Here is a 17,837-nt window from a genome sequence, read left to right on the forward strand (position 1 = left end):
GAGTAACTTTATATTTAAGTAAACTTTTGTAAAAATTAGGTAGAAAAGGTCATCAATTTTTCTGGACTTACTGAAGCATTATGCTTCCATGAAAGGACTTTCTGCAATATTATGTTTCCAATACGGACATTGTGTACCAAACGGACAAAAAACGGCGGTCAGCGTATAATTTAAGCGTTCTTTTAAGCTGTAATTTAAGCCCCGTCTGGATTTTTAGCATTTAAGTTTTAACAGTTTTTATTCTGTGCATCCTGAGCGGAACTTTGATTATACGTCAAGTTTTCTGAGGGATAATTCAAGGTTTTTAGCCTAATTATACGTCGAGTAAGCCAAAACTAAGCGTACAAGTCATCTTATACGCACAGAGCCGTTTCTTGTCCGTTTGCTACACAACGTCCAATACGCAGTAAACTCAAATAGAGTTATAACGCCAAAATGAGCTTTTAGGACACTGCTACTGTAAAATTATCCTTCCAATCACTGCAATCTTATGGTTCTAGTGATACAAGCGTTTCAAGCAAGAAAAGCACCTCATAACAGCTTTGCTAGTTTTGTCCCAATGAGCATCGAAAGTTCTCATCCCCTGCCAAAACCCAAACGTTGGACAGCGCGGCGTTTGGTTTCTTCCCCTCGGCGATCATACTTCGCCGTCGTTACCACCGAAGCATGACCCGCTAATTTCTGCACCGTGACGATATCTACCCCCGCATCGAGGAGATCTGAACAGAATGTCCGTCTAAAATCATGGGGACTAAATGACTCGACCCCAGATTCAGCCGCCCGCTTCTGGAGAATCAGCAGCACCGATTGAGCCGACATCGACCTGATTTGAATTTCTCCCCCTTTTCTAATCGGACAAAGTAACGCCCCAGGTTGGCGACCTCTCACATCAAGCCATGCTTTGACAAACTTTATTGCTTCATCAGGAAGGTACACGGTTCTATCCTTACCCCCTTTACCCATGATCACCTCTAATGAACCGACCTCTGGGTTAAAGTCTTCACTTGTTAGCTTCACCACTTCAGAGCGTCGTAACCCCGCACCGCGCAGGATGGTAATCAAGGCCGCATCCCTAACCCCTTGCGTAGTTGGGTCATTATTGCAAACCTCAATCAGTGCCGCGATTTCTGCACTACTTAACGCCCGTCCAGAGATTTTGCCACTGCCTTTAATCGATGGCAGTTCTACCGCCTGTTCATAATCTGATGCGTCCATCATCCCTAGCTTTTTTGCCTCCTTTAAAACTCGCCGCAAAGCACACATCATTTTCTGAGCGGTCAAAGGTGCATACTTTTCGAGTAACACTGCCTGTACCGCAGAGGTGTGCTGATATCGTAAGTTAGCCCAATTAAGAGTATAAGCATCACATTGACCGCTCGTGAGTATAGATGCGATCGCATTCAAAGATTGCTCCATCGTCGGCCGCGAACCTTCCCTTAATGAGCGTAAATAGACGGCGGCGGGATGAGTCGTCAAAGGTAACGGTGAAAAGAGAACCAATTCTGAGGGATCGTGATTCAGCTTCAGCATTTACTTATTAGAACTGTGCTTCTAACAAGTTATTTTGGCACAATTTAAGGGGCGATGAACAGGAGATGTGAATTGAAGAAGAAAGTGGAGTGCGATTCGTTCAGTCGAGCGCGACCTGAAAAGGTCATTTGAATTTTTGCTACTTTAATAGGTTTCTAATCCTAAAGTACCCATACCGAGCCGAGAACTATCAAAGTCTTAGCAAGAAGTCAGGCAAAGTGAATTTCTGTTGTTGAACGTCAACTTTCTGGGGACTTTATAACTGTAGTCTATGTAATCGAGCGATAAATACAGTGATGGAACTTCAACCTGAAATACAAAGAATCCTAGATAGATGGCTAGGAATGGATACATGGCACACGAATCGGCGTTAAGCAACTAAACGCGAAATTTACTGTCGCAGTTGCTTAACCCCAATAAAACTACAGAAGGACGAAAATTTAATTAATTTTTTTGAAATTGATGAGATGATTAGAGAACTAATTAGTTTAAAGAATTGGTTAAAATTGGAATATGATTTTATTCTTTAATGTGAATCTATCCTTTTGAAAAATCGTGTCTATTGTTGGCATGAATTTTGAATCCATCACTATATTCAATGACAGGAGTTCCATTAGTCAAGTGAAAGCGAGGCTCTTTCATGACGGGAGGTAAAATAACGTTTAACATCGTTGAATCACTTAAATAAAACTGGTAGTCGTTAAGTTGATCTGTTAAAGATAATAAACATATTTGCTCAATTAAATATTCTAATTCTAGTTCATCAATATATCTATAATTAAGATGAGCAATAAGCTCATCTCTAACAATGACATAAAAACCTTGTCTAAAGAAATTTCTGTAGTTATGTTTGAGAAAATAGTTTTGTGTTAGTTTGTTGTTACATCTTAGTTCTTCTATAGCTCTTTCAACTCGTTTCGAGGGAATGAGATCGCTGACCGCAGTAAATTTAAAGCCAATTGGTTTTAAAAGTAGCTCTAAAGGTTGTTTAAGAATTTTTTCAGGAAAGCTGATTAGAGGCCAATAAACAATTAATAAAATAAGCAGGAATAAAGCGTCCTTATTGACAGTCGGAAATTTCTTAATGGTTGATTCATAGATCGTGTATCCAATTAAAGTAGATAATTGGATTTGAATAAAAATTAAGATTGCTTGATCTCTCCAAGCTAACCAATTACTCCTAACTTTTGTTTTTATTAGGTAATCGATAAAACTTTTAGGAGAAGCAAAAGTTTTGATTTTTAATTTAGGGTCTTGGTTTTTCAATTCTTTTAAAACTAAATTAATCTTCGATATTTCTAAATTCATTGATGCTGATTCTCCTTTTAATTGGTTTTGAAAACTCATCCGCTAAAGAAGGAAACCTTTGTTCTTCGTACCAAGTTGCTTCTACAATAGCTTCTTGTAAATCTTTCCAATCGTGCGCCATTTTTGCTTTAATATAATCATCGAGAGTTCCAACATCTTCAGGAGGAATGATTATTGGTTCAGAGGGAGCGATTTCAATTGTTTCTGTCCCATCTTCTTGAATTACTATAATTTCTTGAGGTTGAATCATATAGGCTTCTTTTTCCTGTAGCCATTCTTTCGTCCAAATTTTTATCATTTTATTGTATTCATCAGTTGAGAAAAGATGTTTGAAAGATGAATTGGAGTACGAGTCTGGCTTCCCTTGATCGTCATAGCTACACTCAACTAAAACCGAGTTGAAATATCGATAATTCCAAATATTCATAGATTTTTTTAGAATTGAACTATCTTAATTAAAACAAAATTTAATTATCTAGCTTGGCTTGTTGTAGCTTTTTACTTTCGGAGTAGCCGACAAGTTCATTATTAATTGGGCGAATCAATGCGTATAATTTCTCTTTTATTTTAGCTGACTGATGCCAGTTAACACCATCATTACGTCTTGCAAAAACAAATTTTCTAGCTAATTCTGGTAAAGAGCTAAAGTTTAATCCTAATTCTTTATCTGAGTATTTTGAGTAATGTTGATGGTAAAATTCAATCTTCCCAATTAACTGTGTAAGTTGTTCAGTTATGAGTTCCTGAATTTGGTCAAAATCTGTCCAGTATTCTTCAGGGATCTCTTGTCTTTTTAATTTTAGATCATTACCATTTTTGAGACTTTCCCAAACTCCTAAAGGTGTTACTTGTGAGATTAGCTTATGAATCCTACAATACTCACTGCCTTTAATTTTTAGTCTAAGACCACTAGAGAAAAGAAGCACAAAACCTTCTGAATTTTTATCTAAATTAGAGGCTTTTTCTAAAATTGATGAAATTGAATTAGCATCTTTTTTTTCTATCACTTTAATACCTAGTTTTATTGCTAAAGAAGCTAACTGATAATAGTCTAACTCATAGCCATCATTTTGATACGCTGCTAATAATACTAAACCTTTAAAGGGGTATCTAATGACAATTTGATTTTCAGGGTAGACCAACTCAAACAAATAAGTTGTTCCTGGTTCAAGGAATGATAGCTCTAATAAGTGTAATTGCTCAGTTCCCCAAATAGCTTGTGTTGAGTTAAATTCTCCTTTGGTGACAAGATGCCAGCTTCCTTGATAGTAATAACCGATTCCTAAGCTGCCATCAAGTTTAGAGTAAGCTTCAAACGGTTCGTTGGGAATGTCATAGCTTAACTCTCCATAATTAAAGAATTTTGGAAATGGAGTTGCAATAACTTGTTTTTGTGCGCGATCAAGGATTAAACCTCTGGCAAGGATATTCCATTCATTCCAAAGACGATTATAAACACAACGATTTGTATAGCAAAAAAGGGAAAGAGATTCTTTTTGCACTTCGTAAACATTTTTGTTTTTGATCTCGTTTTGTAGATGCGCTTCTAGCGTGGTGAAATCAATATTTCTGGCTGGATGCTTGTTTGAATAAGTCATTAGATTTAATGTAGATTTATGACAATTTTAATTGACAATAATTTAATGATTAATGCTAATGAATGACAGTAGCGTTAATCATTAATATTTTATTCTTGATAACTAGCACCTTGAATCAACTCTTTTTGATTGTTGAAGTTAGAAATAGTACAATTAATATCTTCAATTTCAACTGAGCGTAAAACTAGACGGAAACAGGCATTTGAACGGTAATCTCCAATTACATTTTCTATGAAAATTGTAGCACCAATGCAAAATTTTTCTCCGTCATCTAAATCGATTGTTTTGTGGCAAGGAAACCAAGCATACGAAAGAAAGTGTATTGGAGATTTCTTGACAACGCTCAGGAGTTAATCCAAAACGATGATCGCTACGGAAAGGACAATCAAAGCAAGGTTTTAGCAACAATTAAGTTCCTATCTGTTACTGAATAGAAGTTAGGCAATACATAACTTTCATTGGTTTTATGTAGTGCATGAATAAGAATTATTGGAAAGTCATCACTGAGAAAATATGGCTAACTGCTCCTTGTGGATCTAGTTGTTGAATCAAATCAACGGTTTGGTTGAGATGTTCAATATAACCGTTAATTTCAGTTATTGTTAGCAATATCATAATTTGTGGACTTGGCGGAACAGCGATTGTACTTGGTAGCGCACCAGGAACATAGACTAAATGTGCGTCATCAAAATAGTTCGGCTGTCCATCGCCTTTTCCTCCCAGACAATTCCAGGCTTTTTGCCGTTCATGATATGGGATGAGCGTATACTGCATCTGTTCTGGTTTCACTACAAAATCAAAGTTGAGTTCTTGGCTAACAGATGGTAAGCGAGGAATCGCAAAATCGATTAATTGTTTTTTGGCTAGATCGATTCCCCAAATATGAAAATTATAGAATGTCTCCCATCTTTCTAAATTGTGATCGTATGCCATAATTGTTCCAACCTGAAACACGGAATTTGAGATTTTTTCATAAGAGAGTGCATCGATGAGGCAGGAGCAATCGCTGATATCCTGTTCATTGAGATAGGTTAAGGTTGAGCCGACGATCCTAACGGGTTGTGTTTTTGGGTAAAATGGTAAAAAATCTGGGTTAATCATAATAAATATCAAAAAACTTACTCATTTAGATGCGCCAGCATCAAAAAAGATTAAAACAAGCTGCATTTAGGTAGAGATGTATAGTAATAAGTCCAACCCCTATCTAATTCAGTTGTTTGAGTTGTAGTGATTTTGTATCTGATGATTAATCCTAAATTATATAATTTGTTTAAATAAGCTGAATAGATTTAAAATTTTATGAGTAGAAAACGTCAATCAAGAACTTTATTAGAAGATGCGAATTATACATTCAAGGCATTAGTTACTGATGTCTTAGAAGTGGGAGTTGGATAGTTTTCGATGTTGCTAGTGACACGGGGAAGTCCGTCATCGTTTGTGATGAATCTTAGTGGTGTAATAACTATGGTTTATGTCGTGTGGCGAAACGTTAAAAGGATGAAAAATTTTAATCAAATGGACAAACCTCATTCAAATCATTCAAAAATCAATTTTTTACTCATCAAGAAAAACTTAGTAACGATAAAGATTATCGGTTTGATATCTGTTGTTGCCTCCTTAATTTTAGGCCGTGTGGCGCGAAAAGACCCAGTTAGCCAGCTAAATATCGATCTTCCAATAACGAAACTTGAAAATTGTTCAGATATACTCTTATCTGTCAGTCGGTCTGAGTTATTAAAACAGGCTAATATTTTCAGTCCCAATTTTGTCTCGATAAGAACTCTTAGGAATGAGTTCATTCCTGTCTTGAGGTGTGCTGACGACCTCAAATATGATTCAGACTCTTGGCGTGAAGCTAGTTACATTCTGAACAACTTACCTTCCTACGAGCCTGTAAGCGACTCTCTCAAACGAGCCTTACAGAACTCACTTGATGATTTTAAATCTCAATTAAGCGAGTTACTGATAAATAGATATATGTCCCAATTTTTACTAGGTAAAAAACCTTATATTGAACTTTTTTGTTCAATTTTCTTGGTACTAAATCTTATTTACTTTGGAATGAGCGATCTAGATTTAGCCGAACAAAATTCGGAACATGACAGTTGAGGTGGTACCTCTACAAAGATAAGCCAATGAATCAAATCAACAAGCAGCGCCAATCTTGCCAATACTATTATGGGAAAAGACAAGGTAATAATTTACTGGTCTGTGCGGTTTATCCGATGGGTCGAGTAGATTGCCCTGATTGGAAAAAAAGCAACCAAAAATCTTATCGACTTCTTTAAACTCTTTAAAGCTTTTTAGTTTGGGTTAGGGAATAACTTTTTTTAGTTTTATGCCATTTTCATTATTTATTAAACTCTTAGAAGTTATTTATGATTTTTTACTGTAGAACTTCCTTTAACTGCTTAATTAGAAGCGAAATATTCATTAATTACCTTACCTGCTTAATTCCTGTAAAAATTTTACTTTCTTTAAGTATTTCATTTCTCCAACCGTTTGACATTCCGCCACACGACATACATTATACTGATAACACCACTCAGAGTAATTACAAACGATGACGGATTTTCCTGTGTCACTAGCAACATCAAAAACCAGCCCATACCTACTTCTAAGACATCAGTAACTAATGCCTTGAATGTATAATTCGCATCTTCTAATAAAGTTCTTGATTGACGTTTTCTACTCATAAGTTTTTAACTTTTACAAATCCTGAATGAACTTCTAAAATTAGATTAAATACCATCGCTTCCAACCGGATTCATAATCTATTTTTAATTTTTGATTAATATTTTTCTCTAAAATTTTTAGACATTTCAGGGCAAGTTTGAGCAAATTTAATCTCACTCCAGTAGAAGCCAAACTGATTAATCATGAAGAGCTAAAATAATTTGGATTAATTGAGGCGGCTTAGAAATAGGATTGCCTAAACGCTCAAACAGATAAAATGCTACTAGATGAACGACTAATAAGTAAACAAAACTCTGTACTAAGATTAGGCTAATCGCTAAAAGTTGAATGATTTCAAAGTTGGGTTGCAAGAATATATTCAACTTTAAGAAAACCCATTCAGCAAATTCTGTAACTTGAGTAATGACCAGTCTCCAAAGATCATCTCCTAAAAGCAGCGAAAATAACCAAAATCGGAAAAATAAGCCAATACTGTCAATTAAACCACCTGTAAATAGCGAAAATAGCCAAGATGCGTCCCGTTTCCAACACATTCCTAACTGAACCCCCATAAAACCATAGGGCATCAAAAAAACAATGCTACGAGTTGGCCCCATTAAAACAGATAATAACAGTCCAGAGATGATCGCACTCATCCAAGATGCACGACTTCCCCAACGTAGATAAACTAAAGCAATGGGAATGGGAAAGAAAATTCGTAATAGTGGCCCGATGGGAAAATAATAATTTATTAACCAAAGTAAACTCGCTGTACTAGCTAAAAAAGCCGTTTCAACGGTTCTTAAGGTAGCAGTTGTCGAATTTTTGTGCATTTTCAATTAAAATTGTTAAGGATTAACAAAAGTTGCTAAGAACCATAAAAATGCCGAGATTGCATCTTGATTGTCTAGCTCAATGATAATTATTATGAATAATTTTAAATAGATTTAAATATTTTTATGAGCCACTTACAAACCTTGAATGAATAAAATATAGCAAAAACAAAACTACAAGAAAATTATTTATTAAACTAACTATCCGTCTGTTATTTAACCAAACAAAATCATACAGTAATTTTTCTACTTGTTGTTGAGTTAAATCGTTATTGTTATTATTAATGATTGTTTGATAAATCTGAGTAAGTGGGTACTGACAAACTTCTTTTCTGTTGTCCGTCAACAAATAATCTTCTGTTAAAGCTAGTTTTAGTGCATCAGACAAGTCAATTATTGATTTAGGTAAACTAGAATTACATTGATATTCAGCAAGAAAGTAAAACAATGAAAAAGCAAAAAATGGACTAAAATGAACTTTAATGAACATTTCATTACTTAAATCTGAATAACCTGATAGACGATATATCCAAGACATACAATTAGCCCCTAAAAAGAGGAAATAAAATAAATCACCTGTGTTTAAGTGATATTTTTGTATTTTAAATATCTCTTTAAGTTGTTTTTGAGAGTAGTTGGTCTGATTGTTCGATTGTCTTATCATTTCTTCCTTTGCCAGATACAGGGCTATTTCATTCTAAAAAGCCCCAAAATATGCTTTAGTCCATAACGGCATAATCGTTGTGCTTGCGCCATATTTATTGAGCGAAGATTAGGATAAGCGCATTACGCCGATTAGGATGATAGGTGAGTTGACCAAAAAATCAGACACTAGAAAACGTCAATTACCAACGTTATTCAGTGCCAGGTCAACATATAAATTTCAAACAAATACAAATTTACCTCAAAACGAGGCGTATTGGTTGTACGCAAGAAACGGCGGCGGCTAAGGGAGGATTCAGCGTGAGTACAGCAAGACGGATTGAACAAGGAAAACACCAACCCAACAAAGGAAGCCCAAGACCTTGGCGAACTCGGCAAGATCCATTTGCCGAAGTCTGGGAAAGTGAGTTAGTGCCGATGTTGGAAAAAGAACCGCAACTGCGACCGATTACCTTATTTGAATACCTACAGGAAAAATATCCCAACCAATATGACCAATCGAAATTGCGAACATTACAGAAACGGGTCAGAGATTGGAAAGCGACATTTGGCCCACCAAAAGAAGTCATGTTCGCGCAGGAGCATTTACCCGCAGAGATGGGATTATCAGATTTCACACATTTTAAACAGGCGACGATTACAATTGCAGGAAAACCCTTTGACCACCTGCTTTATCATTATCGATTGGCTTATAGTGGTTGGCAATATGTGCAAATCGTACAAGGAGGAGAAAGTTTTGTCGCTTTAGCGAACGGACTACAAAATGCACTCTTAAAATGCGGTGGCAGTCCCAAAATTCATCGAACGGACAGCCTAAGTGCCGCTTACCGAAATATCAACAGCCAAGCTGATGAAGATCTAACCCAGAAATATGAACAACTGTGCAACCATTATCAAATGCAACCGACTCGGAATAATCGCGGGTTAGCCCATGAAAATGGTGGAATTGAATCATCTCATGGTTACTTCAAGCGTCGATTACACCAAGCTCTTTTAATTAGAGGTTCGGGAGACTTTGGAAGCATTGAGGACTATCAACAGTTCATTGATACAGTAATCGAGAAGCTTAACCGACGATGCGCTCTTAAATTTCAAGAGGAGGGACAACACCTACAACCTTTACCTGCTCATCAGACCGCCGATTATGAATTATTAAGCGTTAGGGTAACTTGCCACAGTACAATTACCGTCCGTTGTGTCCTTTATACGGTTCCATCTCAACTCATCGGACAGCGACTAACAATTCATCTGTATCAAAATCGCTTAGTCGGTTTTCTGGGTAATCAAAGAGTGATGGAACTAGCACGAGTCTATCCATCCCAGAAAGGCGATAAACGGCGTGCCAAAAGCGTCGATTACCGCCATGTTATTCACAGCTTACGCCGCAAGCCGAGAGCCTTTTTACAGTCAAGATGGCGAGAGGAGTTCTTGCCAAACGATCAATATCGACGCATCTGGAAACAACTACAAGAACAGTTTAAACCTGATGAAGCCTGTCGTTTGATGGTAGAAAGCCTCTATATTGCTGCCGTACAGGATAAAGAATATGTAGTTGGACTATGGCTAGAAGGTCAACTAAGGGACAAAACCCTCAACCTGAAAAGCCTCAAACAAAAATTTGCCTCGATTCCAGTCGCTCGACTGGAAGTCTCAATGGTTAACCAACATCCTCTCGGCTCTTACGACCAGCTTTTACAATATGAACCAAACAAATTCTCTCCAGCAAACCTTACCGATTCTGTTGAAATCCCTGCGACTTCCATATATGCAACAACAATGGCAGGAGATAGAAACGCGAGCCATTCATGAAGGTTGGTCACATGGCCAGTTTCTCTTGGCTTTATGTGAAGTTGAACAACAACAACGCTATAGCAGTCGAGTACAACGATATCTCAAAGAATCAGGTCTGCCAAGTGCTAAGTCTTTGTCTAACTTTGACTTCACCTGCTGCCCAACGGTTAAAGAGGGTTTGATTCTCCAAATAGCCCAAGATGCTTCTTGGCTCAACCGAGGCGAAAACCTTTTGATTTTTGGCCCTTCTGGAGTGGGAAAAACTCATTTAGCCTCAGCGATTGGACGTTCTCTGATTGAGTTTAATGTTCGGGTCAAATTCCTTAGTGCTACTTTTTTAGTACAACAACTTCAACAGGCCAAGGTTGAACTACAACTGCCTCATCTTCTAGAAAAACTCGACAAATACGATCTGTTAATTATCGACGACATTGGTTATGTCAAAAAATCGGAAGCTGAAACTTCTGTTTTATTTGAGTTGATTGCTCATCGCTATGAAATCAAAAGCTTACTCATTACTGCCAATCAGACTTTCAGTGAATGGGATACCATTTTTGCTGATGCCACGATGACGGTAGCTGCCATAGATCGTCTAGTTCACCATGCGACGATTATCGAGATCCGCCAAGAAAGTTTTCGCCAAAAGACTGCTTTTGCTCGTTCTAATTCTCCTGGTGAATAAGGAAGCAAGATCATCTTCGCTCACCGCTCAAGATAATTGACATTTGACAATATTCGTAAAACCTGCTTCTCGGTACAGATTAATGGCTAAATTCCTTGTAATCGCCCATAGATTCGGTAGAACTCCCGTTCGAGTTCGAGAACTATCTTCTCCAAACGTTACATCTCGGACATAATGAACACAATTCTCTACGCCCCAATAATGGCGAATTCTTTGGGCAAATTGGGTCGCTGACTCGGATAAATCCGATATGTAGTAGCAAGTCTCTCTTTCTATCTTATGTCTGAGTTTTCTCTCCCTTTCTACCTTAATAATTGTCTGGGCTTTTTGCCATTGAGAAAAAGGAAATTGTTCTCTTGGCAACTCCATCGTGCTAACGGTGCGTTTTTCTCTTCGTCCATGTCCTTTATTGACTTGCGTTACTGTCTCGGATGGGTTGAAATAGGCGCGAATGCTATCGTAAAGAGTCGGTTGATTGGCTTTAACGGCAGCAATGTAATGATTTCCCGTTGCTATAAGGATATCAATCGTTTTTTTTGAGTATTCAGAGAATCAAAGGCAAAAACCATTCCTTTTAACGCTAAATCCTTAATAAATTCTGGTAGGGCTGTAATCTCATTACTGCCAAAATTTACTTGTCTTGGCGACAGAATTAAATTTTTCTCGACTACATAAGCTGTTACTAAGATAATTGCTGGATGCGGTTCACTTTTAGGGTTGTTATCTTGTACTGAATAAGACCCTTTGAGAGTTTTACCATCCAAACTGATAGTTTGTCCTTTTTCGGGACTAACGCCTAAAAAACGCGATAATCTCACTGCATAGTCTTGATAATTAACTTCCAGCAACACTCGCCTGATAGCACTGTATGAAGGTAAGCTTTTTACCTCAAACAATTGCTTGAGTTCTGGCTCGTGGTATTTTAGCCAATCCCCCATGGCCAGAAACCCTTGATTTCCAGCTGCCACTGCTAAAGTGAATAATGCCAAACATAGAGATAATGAGTGCCTTCTGCCCTGCTTGCGACGATAATCGGGCATTCCTTCAAAGGCTTGAACAATTGCTATGTCAGACATTTATTTAGTTTGATTTTATGTTACCACAGCCATTCTACCATGTAGAATGAAATAGCCCTGTGCCAGATAAGTTTTGCTAATTTTATTTTTTTAAGTTTTATTAACTAGATTGATGACTCTTAATTTGTTTAGCTTCTTTTAGTCTATTTAAGTATAATTTTTTAAAATTGGTTGGCAATTTCTACTTGTTGTAAGAAAAAACTGCTTGAGAGAAAGCCAACCTTATATTGAGATGCTACAATACGTTCTTTCTCCAAATATATAAAATGAAAATAAGGTGAAATATAAACCCCTTCTACTTCGACTCTTTTTAGCTTTTTATCTTTTTGAAAGTAGATATTAAGATAAATTTGTATTTTTTGTTGTTTTTCTATTTTAATTATAAAAACTATTAATTTGTTCCATTCTAAAATTTTATTTTTTACTCGAATTAATAGGTGAAGTCCAAAAAGTTTTGACTCATGAGGACAGCTTTATTAAAGTTGATCTTTTTGTTCATATTGCTACTACAATAAGAATTAACAAAAACAATCATCTAATTTGTCAATCGTTCTTTTTGTGATGATTGATAGTTTAATTGGATATGTTAAGGCAACTTGAAATGGTTGATGTTTAGGTCTTTTACCTACTTGATTAAAATCAAGAAGGCTGAAACCAATGTGTGATTGAAGAAAAAATAATCTAAAGCAATGACTAAGACAAACCACAAAAGCAGAACGGTTAGAGTAAAGGCGATCGCTACTGCTAGATATTGGAATAGTAACCACGAATAATGTTTAAACGGATGTGCAGTTACACGAGCAATATAACTTTGATCAAGTTTTTGCTCACTTACGTTTTGAAAAATCTGTAAAGCTTGATCAACCTCTAGAGAAGAATTTAGCTGAATTAGATTGTTTTTAAGATTTTTATAATCTTCTTTTTGAGGATACTGAATTTGGTCTAGGCAATTAATAGCTTTAGATAATTGCTCTCGTTTGCCATCAAGAGTATTGACTGTTTTGAATTCTTGGAGATAAACAGTACAATTTTTCTCTCTAGGTCGGTACAGATGATCTTTGGGAACAACATTAGCGGCAATGAATCCTCCTGCTACCACCGCTAATAGAGTCATGCCGTAAATAAAGTTAGGCTCGGTAATGGTAAAAAGAAAATTTACCATTAAATTAGGTTGTTTATTCTCGGCTAGTTCGAGTTCTTGATTTGGTTCATTTGTCATAAAGTTAATCTAAGATTTAGGATTCATTTAGCTTCTGGACTTCCGTTAATAATTTCACTTGGTTGAGGGACAACAAACTGTTTATTTTCTCGCTCCTTTAGAAATTTGTTAACAAGAGATGATAAGGCTTCATCTTTAAGCAGAAACTTCATAATCCCAACAGCAGAAGTATTGAGAAGCAGTCCGCCAACATTATCTCCTAATCCAGAAGAAATAATTGTAGGATTTCCCAACACGCCGGCTTGAGGAGACATAGCCTCCAAAATAGAAGGTAGTTGCTCAACGATCAATTGACCATGCTTTTCAATCAATTGAGCGAAGATAGCTGTTGTGGTAGCGAGATTTTGAGCATCCACAATTGCCTTAATTCCTTCGGCTTTAGCTAGGGCCAAATGTTTCTCAGCCTCAGCCGTAATTTTGGTTGATTCTGCACGAGCTTTGGCTACCTGTACCGATGCTTGAGCCGCAGCAAGGTCTGCTTTTGCTGTTGCTTCGGCTTCAGCGACTAATCCAGCCGTTTTAACAGCAGCTTCTTGTGCTGCTTTGAGTTCAGCCAGGGTCTTTTCTCGATTCGCTTGTTCAGTCAACTGCACAGTTTTGAGCTTCTCCTCTTGGAGAACGACTGCCCGTTGAGCTTCTAGAGTAATCTGTCGAGCTTGAGCAATTCTTGCTTCAGATTGAGCCAAAGCTTCTGCTGCGATCGCTGATTGTGCAGCCTCTTCGGATTTTATAGAGGCCTCTGCTATTGATTCATTCTTTCGCAACTCTTCCTTGTAAAGAACTCGCTTAAATGCAGCAGCTTTTTCAAGTTCAATTCGTTGCCGCTCTGTTTGAAGTTCTTGTTCTTTGAGCTTAAGTGCTGTCGCTTGCTGTAAAGCAAAGGTCTGCTGCTTTGCTGCTTCCGTTGCAGCGGTTCGTTTTTCTAAACCCTGAGCATCAAGGAAGTCAGAGGGATTGTAGTTATCGGCTTCAGTGATTTCCGAGACGGATACGGACAAAACTTCTAAGCCGTTTTTGGCTAGATCTTCGGAGATGGCTGCGCGAACCTGTTCCTCAAAATGCTTCTTCTTCATATCGATATCGTCTAAGGTCAAGTTTTTAGCAGCCCCGCGAATGCAATCATCAGCCCGTGCGTTAACCGCCTCTTTGATTTCCTTCTCCCCAACGACTTCGTTTTTAGCTAGACGAGACGCTGCTAACTTAATACTTTCAGCATCTTTTTTCACACCGACATGAAAGACAACGGCAATATTGGCTTTCAGAGAATCCATCGTCCGTACCGCATCATCGTTTTTCCCATGCTTTTCGACTTTAACCTCTACTTCATTTAAGGTTACGTTGGTGACGCGGCGCGTTCCGATTAATAATCGCCCACCATCGAGGAGAACAACTGTGCCTCTTGCGCCACGAACGACGTAGGCTTCATTGGTGCGAGGGACTAGAAAGGAAGGTCGCAACGTAACCCAGGCGATTGTTATCCCGATCGGAATTACAGTCAAAAGACCCACACCTCCTAATAGCGAAAAAATATCTGCTTTTACTACTGTTAAATGGGGACTTATGGTATTTGCAGTCTCAAAAGCAGATGAGTTTGCTAGGATCTTCGTATTAGGAGTCTCAAGTTGTGCTTGTTTTGAATTCATATTTTTAAGTATTTCTTGTTCAGGAATTGTTGTTTGGCTTGAGTTTTAGTGGCTTTTCTCTTTTATTAATTGATTGCTAAATGATTGCTGGATGACTTCTCTAAAACTCTGAATAAAGGAGTTGGCTTGACATACGATCAAAGGAGTTGTCCATAACTTATTCAGTTGTTCTTGATTTACATTTTGAAAATTAAGATTTGGCATTTGATATTGAATCGTATAGATTGCATAATAATCTTGGAAAATTTGATGAATATTCTTTTGCCATTGTTGAGCTTGTTCAATATAGTCATTTAAAAGTTTGATTTGCTCTTCATAATAACTACTACAATTTTTTAAGCTAGACATTCTAATATTTGGCAGTTGTTCATTAATCTATATAATGGCTGAATCGGCTTGGGCAATATATTGGGCTATTATTATTAAAAAGCTTCCTAGTTCTGCTAGATCGATTAATAAATAAGCGATTCCCAAGTTCTTTTTTGTTGATGGGTAACTAACTAAATCGTTACTATCAGCTATTTTAAGATATTTAGAATAAAAAGGAGAGATAGTTTCATTTAAAGGATGGGTTAGAGGATCAAGATAAATTTTTAGATTTTCTTTAGTATCTAAATCTCCAAAAGGTTTAGTGTTTTCGCTTTTGCTGGATATCTCTTTTGCATTTAAGCTTTTAAGATTAAGTAATATAATTGGTCTTTTTAATAAAGAATGATAAACGATCTTATCTGAAATTGGTCTGACCCTTAGAAGAAAAAGAAGTTGACTGGCAAGTTTATAACTTATATTATAAAGTCTTTGATATTTTAGATGTTTTAAAAAGCGATAATAGCTTGTAATAAGTATTCCAATAATTAATTCAGTGAAAATTGGTGAGTTAGAGATTAGGTAAACCCCATAATAAAAGGGATGTATCCACAAAAATAGAAGTAAAATTAATCCAGTATTGATTAAGCCGTCAAGAACAAATTTAATTAATATCGTAAGGTTAGGCATTTTCTGATTCCTATTCAAATTGCTAATCATTTTCTTTTTCTTCATAACTGACCTCTGAGCCATACGAATATTCTCAATCATCATTTTCGAGTAGATTGCAATTTTTGACCATTTCTATAGCTTCTTTTTTCATATCAGCTTCAACAGAGAAGTCAGCCGTTCCATAAAAATTGATACAAATTTTATAGTACCTTTAATTTTAGTTCTCAGTCCAACTTATAATAGTTTGGTAATTAGTAAAATTAACAATAAATTGATAATTCTTAAAAATTAGTGAGCCTTTAATAACTTCAGTTAGCTCAAATAATTCTAATAAATAATAGTTTTCTTCAAATGCGAATAGGAATTTTTTAACGCATCAATGTAGTAAATCTAAATTTTTCTGAGAGTATCGTTTTAGTTTGTCAGTTACATATAGAATATTAGTCTTTTGTTCTAAATAACTTGTTTCTAAGTGGCATCGGTCAAATTCTGTTCGACTAAACTTTTCCAAAAAGCTTCTGCAACTGTTATTTTTAAGCCTAGATTTACGTGACAGTTGTCCCCTCATACCGCTTAGATCTCAATCAAGCTTACTTGAAGCTCGACTTCCTCATATAAATCGTGGTCGTATTTTTCTCTTAAGATATTACTTAATTGAACTGGATCTAATGAATTTAGTAGTTGTTGTGCCTCACTAGAAGATTGAATCGATTGTGCAACTTCTGAGTGAATTATTTTGAGTTCAAGCAGCGTTTCAAGAAGCTTATTAACTTCTAGGTTATAGCTGAAAGCGGTATATCCAGTGCCATCGGCTCGAATATAGATAGATTGTTTTTGTTTAAGCATAGTCGATTACCATCTTAAATGAGCGGTTGGCTGTTAATTGCTATGACAACTGGACACTTTTTGCTGTTGTAGGGTTTTTCCATTTTAAAGTTTTTGCTTGACAATTCCACAAATTGTGGAATTCGGGTGACTCATATGAAGCGAGTCATCTGCTTTCTAAGGGGCTTGGTTAGCGGTTCTCGCCGAATCGGGTAAGCCCCGCACCGCCCAAAGAGGGCTGAGTACCTGCCACTTTGTTTTAGGTTAGGACAGCTAGTAATTCTGTTTTAGTACAGTGAGTCAAATTTTTACCTGTTCTAGTTTTGATTATTGATAATAACTGATGATCTTTGATGTGTTTTCTTAGCTCATTCATTGTATATTCAGTTAGCCTTTTTTCTTCTTTTAAGCTTTCTTTGATAGCATCGTAAAAGTTATCGAAGTTATTTGAAGAAATATCCTGAGAAGGCGGAGTATCGATAATTTCAGTTGGTTTATAAAGAGCAAGACAACCGCTACAAAAACATATTAAGTAAAGGGTTAACTCAAAAAGCATGAAATTCTCCTTGTTTTAAAGTTTGTTTATTTTTTGATGCTTGTTTTCATTAGGTGAAAAGATTTATAATCTAATAAAATCTTTTTTAAGGATTTTATTGGAATTGTCAAGGATCCCATCTTTGAGGTGTTCCTGCACAGAGGCAAAAAGTCTCTGTTTGTCTTTCACAAATTGCAAAAAGTTTCTCGTTTATGTAATAAGCCTCTGCACCTGTTACACCATTTAAAAATTTTAAAATGGGTTGGTGATCTTCTATGATGATTAGATAAGGTAGATCTACTTCAATTGCTTGATTTGTTACACAATTAATGCGTTTTCCTTTTACTGTAGCATAGCTGCTTTCAGGAAGATAACAGCAGCCATTTTTCATTTGTTTTTCTTGCACTGCTTTTTTAAAATCAACCATAACTTTTTAAAGCTAAATAATTTTTGCTGATTAACGCGCCAGCGTCTTCCATA

Annotated in this window: 18 protein-coding genes and 1 pseudogene; 3 read left to right on the plus strand and 16 right to left on the minus strand. The window is 36.5% G+C overall.

Annotated elements, in window-relative coordinates; translation table 11 throughout:
• Nucleotides 1–576 precede the first annotated feature (576 nt).
• The 5 genes from CFPU101_RS08185 to CFPU101_RS08205 all read right to left on the minus strand — a co-directional run bounded on the left by CFPU101_RS08185 (nt 577) and on the right by CFPU101_RS08205 (nt 5,537).
• The gene (locus tag CFPU101_RS08185; protein ID WP_206814867.1) at nt 577–1,530 is read right to left on the minus strand and encodes a tyrosine-type recombinase/integrase; all 954 of its coding nucleotides are present in this window, start codon (nt 1,528–1,530) and stop codon (nt 577–579) included.
• Between the two features lie 537 nt (nt 1,531–2,067).
• Nucleotides 2,068–2,838 carry a hypothetical protein gene (locus CFPU101_RS08190; RefSeq protein ID WP_206814868.1) on the minus strand — a complete coding sequence of 257 codons (771 nt, stop codon included), beginning with the start codon at nt 2,836–2,838 and terminating at the stop codon, nt 2,068–2,070.
• Nucleotides 2,813–3,265 (minus strand): hypothetical protein, encoded by a 453-nt coding sequence (locus CFPU101_RS08195; RefSeq protein ID WP_206814869.1) that lies wholly within the window; start codon nt 3,263–3,265, stop codon nt 2,813–2,815. The genes CFPU101_RS08190 and CFPU101_RS08195 overlap by 26 nt, the downstream gene beginning before the upstream one ends.
• 40 nt (nt 3,266–3,305) lie before the next feature.
• Nucleotides 3,306–4,436 carry an RNA ligase gene (locus tag CFPU101_RS08200; protein ID WP_206814870.1) on the minus strand — a complete coding sequence of 377 codons (1,131 nt, stop codon included), beginning with the start codon at nt 4,434–4,436 and terminating at the stop codon, nt 3,306–3,308.
• A gap of 486 nt (nt 4,437–4,922) precedes the next feature.
• Nucleotides 4,923–5,537, minus strand: coding sequence for a hypothetical protein (locus CFPU101_RS08205; RefSeq protein ID WP_206814871.1), 615 nt, complete (start codon nt 5,535–5,537; stop codon nt 4,923–4,925).
• Between the two features lie 396 nt (nt 5,538–5,933).
• Here CFPU101_RS08205 and CFPU101_RS08210 point away from each other — a divergent pair, with 396 nt between their 5' ends.
• Nucleotides 5,934–6,545 carry a hypothetical protein gene (locus CFPU101_RS08210; protein WP_206814872.1) on the plus strand — a complete coding sequence of 204 codons (612 nt, stop codon included), beginning with the start codon at nt 5,934–5,936 and terminating at the stop codon, nt 6,543–6,545.
• A gap of 377 nt (nt 6,546–6,922) precedes the next feature.
• On the opposite strand, the gene CFPU101_RS08215 is transcribed toward CFPU101_RS08210, so the two are convergent.
• The 3 genes from CFPU101_RS08215 to CFPU101_RS08225 form a co-directional block, all read right to left on the minus strand.
• A complete protein-coding gene (locus tag CFPU101_RS08215) occupies nt 6,923–7,132 on the minus strand; it encodes a hypothetical protein (RefSeq protein ID WP_206814873.1) in 210 nt (69 codons plus the stop codon).
• A 177-nt stretch (nt 7,133–7,309) separates the two neighbouring features.
• A complete protein-coding gene (locus CFPU101_RS08220; RefSeq protein ID WP_206814874.1) occupies nt 7,310–7,945 on the minus strand; it encodes a DUF2232 domain-containing protein in 636 nt (211 codons plus the stop codon).
• 124 nt (nt 7,946–8,069) lie between these two features.
• A complete protein-coding gene (locus tag CFPU101_RS08225; RefSeq protein WP_206814875.1) occupies nt 8,070–8,609 on the minus strand; it encodes a hypothetical protein in 540 nt (179 codons plus the stop codon).
• Between the two features lie 197 nt (nt 8,610–8,806).
• On the opposite strand from CFPU101_RS08225, the gene istA reads away from it, so the two are divergent.
• Nucleotides 8,807–10,417: an IS21 family transposase gene (gene istA, locus CFPU101_RS08230; RefSeq protein WP_206814876.1), complete on the plus strand. Its 1,611-nt coding sequence runs from the start codon at nt 8,807–8,809 to the stop codon at nt 10,415–10,417.
• Nucleotides 10,308–11,081: an IS21-like element helper ATPase IstB gene (gene istB / locus CFPU101_RS08235; protein WP_206814877.1), complete on the plus strand. Its 774-nt coding sequence runs from the start codon at nt 10,308–10,310 to the stop codon at nt 11,079–11,081. Before istA ends, istB begins: the two co-directional genes overlap by 110 nt.
• Nucleotides 11,082–11,108: 27 nt before the next feature.
• On the opposite strand, the pseudogene CFPU101_RS26245 reads toward istB, so the two are convergent.
• The 8 genes and pseudogenes from CFPU101_RS26245 to CFPU101_RS08275 all read right to left on the minus strand — a co-directional run bounded on the left by CFPU101_RS26245 (nt 11,109) and on the right by CFPU101_RS08275 (nt 17,784).
• Nucleotides 11,109–12,157, minus strand: a pseudogene (locus CFPU101_RS26245) (ISAs1 family transposase).
• 625 nt (nt 12,158–12,782) lie between these two features.
• Entirely contained in the window at nt 12,783–13,376 is a 594-nt protein-coding gene (locus tag CFPU101_RS08245) for a hypothetical protein (RefSeq protein ID WP_206814878.1), read from the minus strand.
• Between the two features lie 23 nt (nt 13,377–13,399).
• Nucleotides 13,400–15,019, minus strand: coding sequence for an SPFH domain-containing protein (locus tag CFPU101_RS08250; protein WP_206814879.1), 1,620 nt, complete (start codon nt 15,017–15,019; stop codon nt 13,400–13,402).
• 45 nt (nt 15,020–15,064) lie between these two features.
• A complete protein-coding gene (locus CFPU101_RS08255) occupies nt 15,065–15,367 on the minus strand; it encodes a hypothetical protein (protein WP_206814880.1) in 303 nt (100 codons plus the stop codon).
• A 27-nt stretch (nt 15,368–15,394) separates the two neighbouring features.
• Nucleotides 15,395–16,015 (minus strand): hypothetical protein, encoded by a 621-nt coding sequence (locus tag CFPU101_RS08260; protein WP_206814881.1) that lies wholly within the window; start codon nt 16,013–16,015, stop codon nt 15,395–15,397.
• A gap of 555 nt (nt 16,016–16,570) precedes the next feature.
• Nucleotides 16,571–16,843, minus strand: coding sequence for a hypothetical protein (locus CFPU101_RS08265; protein WP_206814882.1), 273 nt, complete (start codon nt 16,841–16,843; stop codon nt 16,571–16,573).
• A gap of 238 nt (nt 16,844–17,081) precedes the next feature.
• Complete coding sequence (locus CFPU101_RS08270) at nt 17,082–17,378, minus strand: hypothetical protein (RefSeq protein WP_206814883.1); 297 nt, start codon at nt 17,376–17,378, stop codon at nt 17,082–17,084.
• A 106-nt stretch (nt 17,379–17,484) separates the two neighbouring features.
• Nucleotides 17,485–17,784: a hypothetical protein gene (locus CFPU101_RS08275; RefSeq protein WP_206814884.1), complete on the minus strand. Its 300-nt coding sequence runs from the start codon at nt 17,782–17,784 to the stop codon at nt 17,485–17,487.
• Nucleotides 17,785–17,837: the final 53 nt, after the last annotated feature.

It is taken from the genome of Chroococcus sp. FPU101 (genome assembly GCF_017312365.1).
In the GTDB taxonomy this organism is placed as follows: domain Bacteria; phylum Cyanobacteriota; class Cyanobacteriia; order Cyanobacteriales; family Microcystaceae; genus Chroococcus.

Excerpts from the sequence above, each read along its gene's own strand:
- CFPU101_RS08265 (WP_206814882.1), bottom strand. The coding sequence starts at position 16,843 with ATGCTTAAACAAAAACAATCTATCTATATTCGAGCCGATGGCACTGGA.
- CFPU101_RS08255 (WP_206814880.1), bottom strand. The coding sequence starts at position 15,367 with ATGTCTAGCTTAAAAAATTGTAGTAGTTATTATGAAGAGCAAATCAAA.
- CFPU101_RS08260 (WP_206814881.1), bottom strand. The coding sequence starts at position 16,015 with ATGCCTAACCTTACGATATTAATTAAATTTGTTCTTGACGGCTTAATC.
- CFPU101_RS08250 (WP_206814879.1), bottom strand. The coding sequence starts at position 15,019 with ATGAATTCAAAACAAGCACAACTTGAGACTCCTAATACGAAGATCCTA.
- CFPU101_RS08270 (WP_206814883.1), bottom strand. The coding sequence starts at position 17,378 with ATGCTTTTTGAGTTAACCCTTTACTTAATATGTTTTTGTAGCGGTTGT.
- CFPU101_RS08185 (WP_206814867.1), bottom strand. The coding sequence starts at position 1,530 with ATGCTGAAGCTGAATCACGATCCCTCAGAATTGGTTCTCTTTTCACCG.
- CFPU101_RS08275 (WP_206814884.1), bottom strand. The coding sequence starts at position 17,784 with ATGGTTGATTTTAAAAAAGCAGTGCAAGAAAAACAAATGAAAAATGGC.
- istB (WP_206814877.1), top strand. The coding sequence starts at position 10,308 with ATGAACCAAACAAATTCTCTCCAGCAAACCTTACCGATTCTGTTGAAA.
- CFPU101_RS08245 (WP_206814878.1), bottom strand. The coding sequence starts at position 13,376 with ATGACAAATGAACCAAATCAAGAACTCGAACTAGCCGAGAATAAACAA.
- CFPU101_RS08220 (WP_206814874.1), bottom strand. The coding sequence starts at position 7,945 with ATGCACAAAAATTCGACAACTGCTACCTTAAGAACCGTTGAAACGGCT.
- CFPU101_RS08195 (WP_206814869.1), bottom strand. The coding sequence starts at position 3,265 with ATGAATATTTGGAATTATCGATATTTCAACTCGGTTTTAGTTGAGTGT.
- CFPU101_RS08225 (WP_206814875.1), bottom strand. The coding sequence starts at position 8,609 with ATGATAAGACAATCGAACAATCAGACCAACTACTCTCAAAAACAACTT.
- CFPU101_RS08205 (WP_206814871.1), bottom strand. The coding sequence starts at position 5,537 with ATGATTAACCCAGATTTTTTACCATTTTACCCAAAAACACAACCCGTT.
- CFPU101_RS08215 (WP_206814873.1), bottom strand. The coding sequence starts at position 7,132 with ATGAGTAGAAAACGTCAATCAAGAACTTTATTAGAAGATGCGAATTAT.
- CFPU101_RS08190 (WP_206814868.1), bottom strand. The coding sequence starts at position 2,838 with ATGAATTTAGAAATATCGAAGATTAATTTAGTTTTAAAAGAATTGAAA.
- CFPU101_RS08210 (WP_206814872.1), top strand. The coding sequence starts at position 5,934 with ATGAAAAATTTTAATCAAATGGACAAACCTCATTCAAATCATTCAAAA.
- CFPU101_RS08200 (WP_206814870.1), bottom strand. The coding sequence starts at position 4,436 with ATGACTTATTCAAACAAGCATCCAGCCAGAAATATTGATTTCACCACG.